The sequence below is a fragment of the Bacillus sp. B2-WWTP-C-10-Post-4 genome, from assembly GCF_009183805.1.
In the GTDB taxonomy this organism is placed as follows: Bacteria; Bacillota; Bacilli; order Bacillales; family Bacillaceae_G; genus Bacillus_A; species Bacillus_A cereus.
Map to the genome: position 1 here is coordinate 1 of NZ_WEII01000117.1, position 11,261 is coordinate 11,261.

Sequence of the window (11,261 nt, forward strand, 5' to 3'; positions counted from 1 at the left end):
AAATAGACTACTAGCTTATTTTTAAAAGTGTAGTATACTTAATCATTATTTCGAGTTTTCAAATAAAAATACCGAAGGTGACCCAATGTTATATATAAAACAACTACTACACTTCACTTACGAGCAAGCATTATCTTGCTTATTCCCAGTCGTTATTTTCTTAACACTAGCCCTTTCAAAAATCGTTTCTATTCCAGGGTTATATCGCTATGATTTCATACTCATTGCATGTCTTCTTATGCAGTGGATTATGTACAAGACTGGACTTGAGACGAAAGACGAATTAAAAGTAATTACTGTCTTTCACCTCATCGGCCTTTTACTAGAAATATATAAAGTTCATTTCGGTTCATGGAGTTATCCTGAAGAGGCATATTCAAAGATTTTTGGAGTTCCACTTTACAGCGGCTTTATGTACGCAAGTGTCGCAAGTTACATATGCCAAGCGTGGAGAAGGTTGCATTTAAAAATGCATCATTGGCCGAAAGCTATTTTTGCCGTGCCGTTAGGAGCTATGATTTACTTCAATTTTTTCACACACCACTTTACATACGATTTTAGATGGATATTAACTTTACTACTATTCATTGTTTTCTCTCGCACATTTGTACAATTTTCATTACAAGGCGTTACATATACAATGCCACTCGTTCTCTCCTTTTTCCTTATCGGATTCTTCATTTGGATTGCAGAGAACATCGCAACATTTTTCGGAGCATGGCAATATCCAAATCAACGGGAAGCGTGGAATCTCGTTCACTTAAGCAAAATTAGTTCATGGTTTTTACTCGTTGTTATTAGCATTATGATTGTTACACAACTCAAACATTTGAAAGAGTCGAAAAAATAATGCTGATTATGTAAAAATAGTTAGCCCATCACTCATTAGAAAGTGATGGGCTTTTTTACCTTCCTTATTAAAGTAGTTACATATTATGAGCTACTACTAGCAGAAGATGTTGCTGCAGATGAAGCGGCAATCGTTGCCATCATAGCTGCTTGTTGTGCTTGTATGAGGACTTCTATCATAGTTTGTAAACCTGTGTTGGTAGCTTTACTTTCCTCACCTTTCTGACTTACGAACAGTTGAATAGCAATAAGAATATTCGTATCTGTATGCCAACGGAATAATTTCTCCCCCTGCAGTTTTTCAATCAACGCTTTAATAGCATAAATCTCTTTTTCTCCATCTTCAAGTAACGCTAGTAGCCCGATTGCTGGATAATGCATCTGTTTCACTTTTACCTTTTCTTGTTTTAACAAATTCCATATGTTTGTACATGTTGCAACTAACATTTCTTCACGGACATCCTTCTTTAGTGAAAGAATATGACTTAAAAACTGAAGATCATTCCCTTTACGCAAACCAGCTTTCGCTAGTTTCTGATACAGACGTTCCACTCGATCCATAAGTGTTTCTACATTCTCTGATTGTCCTGCTAATAAAACCGCGAGCGGATAATCATTTGTACTTGTAAGAAAGAGGTGATCCTTTTTCATGCGTTTATATACTTGCATCGAACGCTGAATGTGCGCGCCATGCTGTTCATTTTCTTCTGTTAAAAGCACAGCTGCTGCGAGATAAGTAAATATACTCCGGCTAAAGCCACTAGTGACCAATTGTTCATATAAATCTAAAAACGTCCGAAAAGCTTTCTTGTAATCTGTAAAGTGAATATCTAATGTTGCGGCCACTACAAAACGATGATAAGACTTTAAGTATGAAAACATTCCTACTTGATTCTTAATATAACTACTAATTTCTAAAAAACGTTCGAGATTAAACAATTTATCACTACCTGCATACATAGCAGCAATCATCATTCCTGTTCGAGAATCACTCGTTTTCCATTTTAGTTCTCCCTTTAACTGTACATATGTATGTTTATATTGCTCTAACTTTTGCTCTAATGTAATCATAGTATTCACCCCTATTTCTAGTTCTTCTCTATCATTATACTTATATTCCATATTTAGGAATACTACAATTAATAATCACAACCTAAAAAATTATAAAATTCTCTAATCCTTCAAGAAGTTATACAAAAAAGGTAGATAATAATTTATCTACCTTTTTTGTATATATTATTTAACATTACAACTGTATTGCTTGTTATATGCAATTAAGACTAAAGAGCTTTAATAATACGTTCCATCGCCTTCATTTGCCCAATATGATCAGCTTCATGATAAAGCATCATACCGTAAAGCTCACCAACAGTTTCCAATCCTAAAAACGGCTCTGGTAGTTTATTTTCAAATGCTTCTGCTGGCATTTCGTTAATACGCTTTGCTTGTTCTTTTAATTGAGTCGTTAACACTTCTAATGATGGTCCTTCTGTTTTCCATTTAGATGGTCTTGATCCATATCCAAACATACCTGGATATTCAGTTGGTAATTGTTTGAATTCTTTTCCAAACATGAAAACTTCTGCTGCTGTTAACACGTGACCAATATGCCAACGAATTGTATTGTTAAAACCCTCTGGCTGCGTATCTGCAATTTTATCATCTAGCGTCTCCATAAATTTAAGTAATGCCCCGCGCGTTATTTCAAATTGTTTTAAACCCACTAGTCTATTCATGTTATCGTTCCCCTTCTTGATGTACAATTTATTATGAACTAAGAATGTTCAATTCATTAAAGTTTTACCTTGTTTAATCTATCAGAAATAAATAAGAAATACATCTAATATGCTTATTAAAAATAATAAAAAGGTTCCCTCCTCGTAAATATAGAATTACTTACTATGTAAATAAAAGAGGAGTGTACTTACATGTTACATATTTTAAAACAACAATATAATCTTATTAGCTCTACAAGAGAAACTCTATTTTCATTTTTGGAAGAAATCCCACTAGAAAAATTACATAGCACTGTTCCGAATTTCGGGAGCGGTGGCATTATAAAGACACATATTCATGTAGCCGATTGCTATCGATACTGGCTTGGATCATTCGCATTCAAACAAAAACGAGCAGATTTTTCATTCGCTAGTGATTATAAAATTGAGCATGCAGATGTGGAAAAAGTCCGTGCTAGATTTAAGTTAGTAGATGAGACTGTACAACGTTTTTTAGATGAATACAATGACCGTTGGCTCGAAAATATAGCAAATGAAGTAAAGTGGCAAAAAGAACCTTGGAGTACAACACCACTATGGCTTTTAACTCATACAGAAACACATGAATTTCATCATAAAGGACAAATTGTATCAATGGCTAGGCATCTTGGATATACTCCTCCTGATACAGACCTTAGTTAATTCAATGGTCCATGATTACTAAAAAAATTAGAATGAATACAATTCGAGCATGCTTTGAAAACCACTCAAAACATGCTCTTAAAATATTCTATCTTACATTCTCCATTTCCTCATCAATACCAAATAGTCTCCGCATAATTATATGCATCACTATTCGGAATGGCATGTTTCCCCTGCGCCTGTGCCTTTCTTGGATCTAAATCATATACCATTGGCGTATAGCATGATGTTTGCCCTTTATTTACAACACCATTTCCTCCAGCACTGCCGCAAGTGTATGCCTTTCCATCTGTTTTTCTTACAATTCTTGCATCAGCTTCATTATTATATACTGCTGGGCGGGTTACAGTAACTTTTGCCCACGCTGTCTTACACGTCGTGCTAAATTTTAATTCCACATAAGAATTGGAATCAATCCATTTCTTTTCTTTCGTTACTGCTGATTGGTCACAGCTATTGTAATACGGACTTTTTCCATCATACGAATGATCTTCTGCATATGCTTTATCATTACCAGTCGTACTAAACACACTAGTTAAAACGAGCAATGATAGACAAAAACATGCGCTTAGCTTTTTTAAAAGTTTCAAAGTATTCCACTCCTTTTTAATAGCGTCCTGTTTTTCCATAACCGTTATTAAACGTAACCGCCTCAGCATCTGCTGTGTATCCGAAATCAGCAGTTAAATCAAATACCATTCCTGTATACGTGCTCGTTTGACCTGTTTTTATTGTACCGTTTCCCTGATTAGAAGTGACTGATTTTTGAAATACACCATTTTTGTATTTATTCACAACAGCGTACGCATACACTCCTCCAGACACAGCTGGTGCTGGTTGATCTAAAACAAACTTAGCCCAAGCTGCATGACATTTATTGCTGTAACGTAAATACACTGTCCCTACTTTTTTACTCCCTTCATACACAGCTGTAGACTTTGCATTAAATCCATCTGCATCACACGTTGTACTACCTCCGTATACTTTCGTTGTTGCTGGATTTTTCCCGTCATAGTAACTACTTAAATCAGTAGCAGCAAATGTACTTCCTTGGAAACTAAATAATAGCCCTACACTTAATACACATACTTTCATTAACTTTTTAAACATTTTCAATTTCCTCCCTCAAAATAAGTACGTATAATAAAGACAATCTATCCCCTATGTACGCCCCTCCTTTCATGCTTCCTAGAGGCATCTTACGGAAACGACTAAACGTTGTAAATTTCCTTATGATTATTGGAATATACGAAGAAATTTACGTAACCGTCTAAGAAAAAAAGTTGAGAAATACACATTTTATAGCATCCTTTATTTAAAACATAAAAGAACCGATACTTGTTACATGCAAGCATCGGTTCTTTATACAAAATTGCCATTTTTTCTTTTATATAAAATAAATATTTCTCCACTTAATCTGTTGTAAAAAACTCCCTCGTTACATCAATAAATTGCTGCAGTGGCGCTGTCATCCATTTATCTTTATGCCAAGCAATTTGTGTATAAATCGGTGAGATTTCATTTTCTAAATGTAACTCTTTTATCATCCCTTCTCGTATATCTTTTTCTACTACTATTGCTGGTAACACAGCTATTCCTAAATCTGCAATAACACATTGTTTAATTGCTTCGACACTAACGAACTCAATTTTATTTGCTGGATACACATCTTCTGTACGAAGTAGCTCTTCAAATAAAGTCCGGTACGAGCACCCTAGCTCTGTTAGCAACAACGTCTCACTTTCTAAATCTTTTGTAGAAATGGAAGCTTTCTCGAGTAAATGATGCCCTGAAGCAGCTACTATTTTTAATTCTTCTTTCATAAGCGGCTCCACATGTAAAGTATCTTCTGTTTTACATTCGTCCAAAATAAATGCAAGATCGACTTTTCCCTCCATCAATTGTTCCTTCGCATCTTTATTGGAATGTGCCGGTTTAAATATAAGTTTTATTTGAGGAAATTGTGCTTTAAACTTCTTTAATATAGAAGGAAGTCTATATGTACATTGACTCTCTTGCGCACCGATTATTAACGTACCTGCTATTTCTTCATCATCTTTCACAGCCATTTTTGCTTCGTTGCTGAGCGCAATCATCTTGTCGGCATATAGTTGAAACTTCCTACCTGCTTCAGTTAAGAAAAGGCGTTTTCCTAATCTTTCAAATAACGGCGTACCTAACTCAGCTTCTAACGTTTTAATTTGCGCTGTCACACTCGATTGAGCAAAGTTTAATTTCTTCGCAGTTTGTGTAAAATTCAAAGTATCCGCCGCTACTTTAAATGTAATTAATTGTTTTATCTCCATTTATCGTCCCTCTTTTCAATCGATATTCCCGATTGATTTCATCGAAATAATCCTCTTTGTCTATTGATATTTGTATTGTATGATAAAGAGCATCTACAAACAATAAAAATGGAGGTATTCCATATGAAAGCACTTTGTTTCGAACAGTTCGGAAATCCGGATGTACTACAATATAAAGAACTAAATGATCCAATCATAAATCGAAATGAAATTATTGTCCGCACGAAAGCAATCGGTTTAAATTTCGCCGACATTTATAGACGCCGCGGTGATTATCATCTCGCTGGTACCCCGCCTTTTATATTAGGTTATGAAGGGGCTGGCATTGTTGAAAAAGTAGGAGCTGACGTTACGAATATTAATCCTGGAGATCGTATTGCATTTGCTGATGTCCCATTTGCAAATGCAGAGCTAGTTGCTGTTCCGTCTGAGAAAGCAATTAAGCTTTTAGATTCTATCTCTTTTGAAACAGCCGCTTCTGTCTTATTGCAAGGTCTAACCGCACATTATTTAACGAAAGATAGCTATGAAATAAAACAAGGTGATATAGCTTTAGTACACGCTGCAGCTGGTGGTGTTGGGCAACTTCTTATTCAAATGATTAAACTACTAGGCGGAAAAGTAATCGGCCTAACGTCATCAAAAGAAAAAGCAAAGATAGCTACATTAGCTGGTGCTGATCACGTTTTTTTATATACGGAAGCATGGCATACAAAAGTAGTTGAAATAACAAATGGTGATGGAGTAAATGTTGTATATGAATCAGTAGGTTCTACATTAGAGGAGAGTTTTAATGCTACTAAAACTGGCGGTACTGTCGTATTTTACGGAATGGCCGGCGGTAATCCTGCGCCAGTTGATCCACGTATGCTTATGGATACTTCGAAAACTTTAACTGGCGGAGACCTTTGGAACGTGCTTACATCTTATGAAGAGAGAATAGAACGCTCCTCTCAATTATTCGAATGGATTGCGACCGAAAAATTAAAGATCGCAAGTTCTACTACATTCTCTTTACAAGATGGTGCCCGTGCTCATGAATTATTAGAGAGCCGAAAAAGCACAGGGAAGATTTTATTGATCCCATAATCGTTCCAATAAAAAAGGAAGCTAGAATGTATTTCTTTGCTTCCTTTTTTAACGTTATTTATGTTCAATTGTAAAGTGATAATAAAGTTATTTAATTCTGATCTAAAAATATAAGAGCCTGGCTACAAATCATATTGTAGTAAAGCTCTTTAAAGTTGTTTAATTTCTAACCATTTAAATGTGCTTGTAGACAAAAATTAATAATAAAGTTGTTTAAATCTTGTTCAACTAAAGCACCCGTTAGTTCAATAAGAAAAAATTATCTATTATTATTAAAGTGGCCCACCTTCAAAACCAATAGGCCATCCATCGTTTTTAAATTTTACTTTATACTGAAACTCAAAGTGACCATCATAAATAAAAGCTAAACTAAACCCAGAAAATATATAATCGTCAAAATTAACCATCTTTCCAAAAAATATTGTGGATAGATAGTAGTTCTTCATTTCTTGATTAGGGAAGAACTTCTGTAAATATTTTAATGCACAGCTTATATGTAGATGGAGTTCATCGAATGTTTTTTCTGCCATTTCGATAATCTCCATATCAGGATTTTCATTATTCCCCTGAATAATAATCTCCACATCTTCCCATTCTCCGATATTAATACTATAAAACCACCGTTTTTGAATGAGATACTTCTCTTTTTCGTATACAGGGGGATTAACTAGTTTTAATTTTTTTACCTCATCTTTAGTTAATGGTTTATCAAGAATAAGCTTTTTATGCAAAATTTCTTTGATATTAGAGACAATATATTTAGATTTGTTTAATTCTAAAGAGTCCATTTTCCACCTCATAAATTATAAAATAAAGTAAATTCCCCCTTAAGTATATCATCATCCTTATTCAACTATCCTGCACCGTTAATTCAATAAGAATTAAACAACTTTATTATTTTCAAAGGACTTTATTGTAAATTAAACAACTTTATTATCTCTTAACATCAATCTCGCTTCTTTTCAATAACCCTGTTATTTATATTTTTTCTCTACGCTTCTCTTTCTAGGCCCCTCATTTTTAAGTTTATATAATAAATGAATCTAAATATTAAAGGAAAGAACAAACCTCCTGATATCAACGATCCAATAAATACAGTATCAATAAAAGAAAGAATCCCAAATAATAGCATTCCAAAAAAATAAAATACAACTGCACTCCAATAAATAAAACGTGGAAACTTAGTTTGGAACGAATCACCTTTTTCACACGGTTTCCCAAATAACAAATGAACGAATTTAATCAACATAATCACTTCTCCATATAATTGTTAATATTCTTTTCTTCTTAGAATTGAACATAAATCACATACCATGTACCACCCATATTCACACATTCCTTACTTTGTTTTATCCCGCTTTAATGGGCAGTAAGACCCCCACCTCAAAATGCAGCGAAAGCAAAGAAGTTAGGTGGGGGGCGGGCTGCCCATTAAAGTCCGATTGGTGAGGGATGATAATCAGTGGGGGATGAAGAAAACCCCACTGATTAAAGTTTCACTTTATTTCTCGTATACTTACTTTAGATTCCGAGATGAAATGTAAGGCTAATGTCCCTCCAATACACTGCAAACTAATTTGTTGTTCCTACTCTCTAATTATACCATTACAATAATTTTCATAGTTCATTTTTAACGGAATATTCCGATTCGAATTAATAAATGATATATTAAAAAATAAAAAGGAAGCTAGAGTTCTCTACCTTCCTTTTCTTATTTTTATATTTCCACACTTTCTTTCCCTTTTGCAACGTAACTCATATCTCCAACAGACTCAACTGTGTATGTTCCATCTTGATATACAATCTTCGTCACGCTAGCATTTTCCACTCCAAGTTTTGTTTTGCTACTGTCTAACATTTCTATTAAGGTAGTAATCAAAAGCCCATGAACGACAACTAAAACGTTACCGCCACCATTTGCAGCAGATTCTTCACTAATTTTATCTATCTCTGTTTTTATACGAGTAGAAAACAATTCCCAATCTTCCGCCTGTTTTGTCGGATCTGCTACTCTAATAAGATTAATCACTTCTTGAATAGAAAGCTTCAAGAGTTCTTCTGGTGATGCAACGCCTGCAGCTTTTCCAACCACATCCCACATATTCTCAAGTTTTTCACCTTCAAAAATACCGAAATTTAATTCTCGCAAATCTTTTCTTTGCTCAAGTTTTAATTTTGATTGCTCACTATATTTTAATACTAAATTAGCAGTTTCAATTGCGCGGCCGCTATCACTACTATATGCATTCATAAAATGAATATCTTTTAATCCTGTTCCTAAATTTGTGGCAACTTCAACACCTTTTTCTACTAAAGGAGAATCTGCCCAACCTTGCGCGCGATGATTCGTATTTAATATTGTTTTACCGTGTCTTGTAACATATAACGTCACTACATTCTCATTGCTATCTGTTTCTCGCTTATTCATTTCATTCTCTCCCTTTACGTTTCTATATCAATTTTAACACCTCAATTATTCATTGAGCAAAATATACGTCAGTAGATCCGCTTAATAAAAAAAGCTATCTTTCTGTATATCCATACAAAAAGATAGCATCTTTTATGATTACATTTCTTAACCGGTACTCCTACTCAGCAAAAGCACTCGAATATTGTACAATTCCTTCTACACCTCGAAGAGCATTTTCTGTTAATTCCATTATCATAAATACCTCTTCAGGCACTTCAAACGGTGCTTTTACATTCCACTCACTTGCTTTCTTAAAACCAAATTTCGGGTAGTACTCTGGATGTCCTAATACTACAACTGATCCGTATCCAAGTTCTTTCGCTTTTTCTAAAGCAGCCGTGATCAGTTTTCCGCCAATTCCTTTCTTCTGATGGCCCCTAGCAACTGACACTGGTGCAAGTGCTAGCGATTCTACAGAAGTTCCATCTTGTTCTATCGCAATTTTAGATAACATAATGTGACCGACTATTTCCTCATCTACTGCAACGATTGATAACTCCGGAACAAACGCGTCACATTCTCTAATACGTTTTACAAGTTCATGTTCTGTTTTATCACTAAATTCTTCAAGTGAAAATACTTCTTTTACGACTTCTTCTGTTTTTCTATAATCATTTTTTTGTTCTTGTCTAATCGTTACCATTTTAACTTATCCTCTATTCTTTCTTATTTCTTTTTGAATTTTACGCAGTGCTTTTTTCGATCCGCGCTCAATATCGTGTTGCATTTTTCTTTCTTTATAATCAACAAATAGTGTATTTAAATCGTATCCTTCTGGGTATAATTCTTTCGCTGCTACCTCTAAAGTAATACGTTTTACATTTACTTCAACGAATTCACCGTTATAATATACAACAACGTTATAAAAATTATCTTTTTCCTTATAGATGATACCAAAATCATCATAATCTAATAAATTCACACGATCGCCGATTTTGTACTCATAATTAAATTCTCTTTTTTCTTGTACAAATTTCGGTTTTCTAATTTTACTTTCATTCACTTTTTCTAAAGCGTACTCTTTATTTCCCATGTACTCTTTCGCTCTTTTCAGCACATGTTCTTTTACGCTCATTTTATTCGCAATCCAAAGTGCATTACTTTCTCCTGATTTTCCGATAACTAATTTATAAAGCGGCTCTAGCGTTTCACTATTAAACTGCATCGCTGCATTCATAAAGTCATCGTGCATTTCTGAGAATCGTTTAATTTCTCCGTAATGCGTACTCGCAACGGTAATACATCCCGCAAGGTACAACTCTTCTAAAATAGATATTGCAAGTGCTGCACCTTCATTCGGTTCTGTACCGCTTCCTATTTCATCAAATAAAAGTAACGTATTATTATTTGACATCCTCATAATCTCAGAAAGATTTTTCATATGAGATGAAAATGTACTTAGTGCATTTTCGATACTTTGATTATCACCAATATCTACAAATACATTTTCAAAAATAGCGATTTCTGTACCTTTATCTCCTGCAATATGAAGACCTGACATTGTAGCTAATGTTAACAATCCAATCGTTTTTAATACAATTGTCTTTCCGCCCGCATTCGGCCCTGTAATAATTAAACTACGATACTCTTGACCAATTTCAAAATTTAAGGGTACAACTTGCCCTGTTAAAAGCGGATGCTTACAATTCACTAAATGAACGTAGCCATGATCATTTAACTTCGGTTCTATTCCATTGATCGATTTACTAAACTTCGCTTTTGCAAATACCATATCATACTGACTAATTAGCTCCATGTTAATCTTTATACTATAAATGTTTTCTAACACCATTCCTGATAAAGTCGCTAAAATTTGATATTCTTCAACCGCTTCTTCTGCTTTCAAACCCGCTAGTTCCGCATTCAATTTCGTAACCGTATGCGGTTCTATAAATACAGTAGAACCTTTTGCCGAGGCTTCAATAATACTTCCAGCAACTTGGTTTTTATAGGAAGATTTAATTGGAATCGTATAACGGTCATCCTTTTTACTAATAAAGAATTCCTGAATGAATTTCTTATTTGCACTACTATTTAAAAACTTCGTTAAACGTTCTTTTATTTTCCCATCTACAGAATCGATATTATTTCGAATTCGTTTTAACTCTTTACTTGCAGCTGCATCAATAC

The 11,261-nt window shown here is 34.3% G+C and carries 13 protein-coding genes; 3 read left to right on the forward strand and 10 right to left on the reverse strand.

All coding sequences use genetic code 11. The annotated features are described in order from the left end of the window. The first annotated feature begins 85 nt into the window (after positions 1-85). Positions 86-850 (forward strand): DUF817 domain-containing protein, encoded by a 765-nt coding sequence (locus GBN78_RS25565; protein ID WP_000965751.1) that lies wholly within the window; start codon positions 86-88, stop codon positions 848-850. Positions 851-933: 83 nt separating this feature from the next. Here GBN78_RS25565 and GBN78_RS25570 read toward each other — a convergent pair whose 3' ends face one another. Both GBN78_RS25570 and GBN78_RS25575 read right to left on the reverse strand, forming a co-directional pair. Then, entirely contained in the window at positions 934-1,971 is a 1,038-nt protein-coding gene (locus GBN78_RS25570; RefSeq protein ID WP_025966623.1) for a DUF4003 domain-containing protein, read from the reverse strand. Between the two features lie 158 nt (positions 1,972-2,129). Further along, a complete protein-coding gene (locus tag GBN78_RS25575; RefSeq protein WP_001081117.1) occupies positions 2,130-2,585 on the reverse strand; it encodes a DinB family protein in 456 nt (151 codons plus the stop codon). 192 nt (positions 2,586-2,777) lie between these two features. On the opposite strand from GBN78_RS25575, the gene GBN78_RS25580 reads away from it, so the two are divergent. Further along, on the forward strand, positions 2,778-3,266 hold the full coding sequence (locus GBN78_RS25580; RefSeq protein ID WP_000902395.1) for a DinB family protein: 489 nt from the start codon (positions 2,778-2,780) through the stop codon (positions 3,264-3,266). 113 nt (positions 3,267-3,379) lie between these two features. On the opposite strand, the gene GBN78_RS25585 is transcribed toward GBN78_RS25580, so the two are convergent. The 3 genes from GBN78_RS25585 to GBN78_RS25600 all read right to left on the reverse strand — a co-directional run bounded on the left by GBN78_RS25585 (position 3,380) and on the right by GBN78_RS25600 (position 5,572). Next, positions 3,380-3,856 (reverse strand): DUF2690 domain-containing protein, encoded by a 477-nt coding sequence (locus tag GBN78_RS25585; protein WP_000771044.1) that lies wholly within the window; start codon positions 3,854-3,856, stop codon positions 3,380-3,382. 16 nt (positions 3,857-3,872) lie between these two features. Then, positions 3,873-4,376, reverse strand: a complete 504-nt coding sequence (locus tag GBN78_RS25590) for a YjfA family protein (protein WP_088046471.1) — start codon at positions 4,374-4,376, stop codon at positions 3,873-3,875. 302 nt (positions 4,377-4,678) lie between these two features. After that, entirely contained in the window at positions 4,679-5,572 is an 894-nt protein-coding gene (locus GBN78_RS25600; RefSeq protein ID WP_000403877.1) for a LysR family transcriptional regulator, read from the reverse strand. Positions 5,573-5,695: 123 nt separating this feature from the next. On the opposite strand from GBN78_RS25600, the gene GBN78_RS25605 reads away from it, so the two are divergent. Beyond that, on the forward strand, positions 5,696-6,661 hold the full coding sequence (locus tag GBN78_RS25605) for a quinone oxidoreductase family protein (protein WP_088046472.1): 966 nt from the start codon (positions 5,696-5,698) through the stop codon (positions 6,659-6,661). Between the two features lie 272 nt (positions 6,662-6,933). Here the strand turns inward: GBN78_RS25605 and GBN78_RS25610 are convergent, their stop codons facing one another. The 5 genes from GBN78_RS25610 to GBN78_RS25630 form a co-directional block, all read right to left on the reverse strand. Next, on the reverse strand, positions 6,934-7,449 hold the full coding sequence (locus tag GBN78_RS25610; RefSeq protein ID WP_030026782.1) for a hypothetical protein: 516 nt from the start codon (positions 7,447-7,449) through the stop codon (positions 6,934-6,936). A gap of 203 nt (positions 7,450-7,652) precedes the next feature. After that, on the reverse strand, positions 7,653-7,910 hold the full coding sequence (locus GBN78_RS30755) for a hypothetical protein (RefSeq protein WP_000905655.1): 258 nt from the start codon (positions 7,908-7,910) through the stop codon (positions 7,653-7,655). A 468-nt stretch (positions 7,911-8,378) separates the two neighbouring features. Continuing rightward, positions 8,379-9,089, reverse strand: coding sequence for a histidine phosphatase family protein (locus tag GBN78_RS25620; protein ID WP_001042050.1), 711 nt, complete (start codon positions 9,087-9,089; stop codon positions 8,379-8,381). A gap of 160 nt (positions 9,090-9,249) precedes the next feature. After that, the gene (locus GBN78_RS25625; protein WP_000256478.1) at positions 9,250-9,774 is read right to left on the reverse strand and encodes a GNAT family N-acetyltransferase; all 525 of its coding nucleotides are present in this window, start codon (positions 9,772-9,774) and stop codon (positions 9,250-9,252) included. Between the two features lie 6 nt (positions 9,775-9,780). Further along, positions 9,781-11,261 (reverse strand): endonuclease MutS2 (locus tag GBN78_RS25630; RefSeq protein WP_152127847.1); only part of this gene is annotated, 1,481 nt, incomplete at its 5' end.

Bases quoted from the DNA above. Each gene is read 5' to 3' on its own strand.
- GBN78_RS25570 (WP_025966623.1), bottom strand. From the start codon at position 1,971: ATGGAATATAAGTATAATGATAGAGAAGAACTAGAAATAGGGGTGAAT.
- GBN78_RS25610 (WP_030026782.1), bottom strand. From the start codon at position 7,449: ATGGACTCTTTAGAATTAAACAAATCTAAATATATTGTCTCTAATATC.
- GBN78_RS30755 (WP_000905655.1), bottom strand. From the start codon at position 7,910: ATGTTGATTAAATTCGTTCATTTGTTATTTGGGAAACCGTGTGAAAAA.
- GBN78_RS25605 (WP_088046472.1), top strand. From the start codon at position 5,696: ATGAAAGCACTTTGTTTCGAACAGTTCGGAAATCCGGATGTACTACAA.
- GBN78_RS25565 (WP_000965751.1), top strand. From the start codon at position 86: ATGTTATATATAAAACAACTACTACACTTCACTTACGAGCAAGCATTA.
- GBN78_RS25600 (WP_000403877.1), bottom strand. From the start codon at position 5,572: ATGGAGATAAAACAATTAATTACATTTAAAGTAGCGGCGGATACTTTG.
- GBN78_RS25625 (WP_000256478.1), bottom strand. From the start codon at position 9,774: ATGGTAACGATTAGACAAGAACAAAAAAATGATTATAGAAAAACAGAA.
- GBN78_RS25575 (WP_001081117.1), bottom strand. From the start codon at position 2,585: ATGAATAGACTAGTGGGTTTAAAACAATTTGAAATAACGCGCGGGGCA.
- GBN78_RS25620 (WP_001042050.1), bottom strand. From the start codon at position 9,089: ATGAATAAGCGAGAAACAGATAGCAATGAGAATGTAGTGACGTTATAT.
- GBN78_RS25590 (WP_088046471.1), bottom strand. From the start codon at position 4,376: ATGTTTAAAAAGTTAATGAAAGTATGTGTATTAAGTGTAGGGCTATTA.
- GBN78_RS25580 (WP_000902395.1), top strand. From the start codon at position 2,778: ATGTTACATATTTTAAAACAACAATATAATCTTATTAGCTCTACAAGA.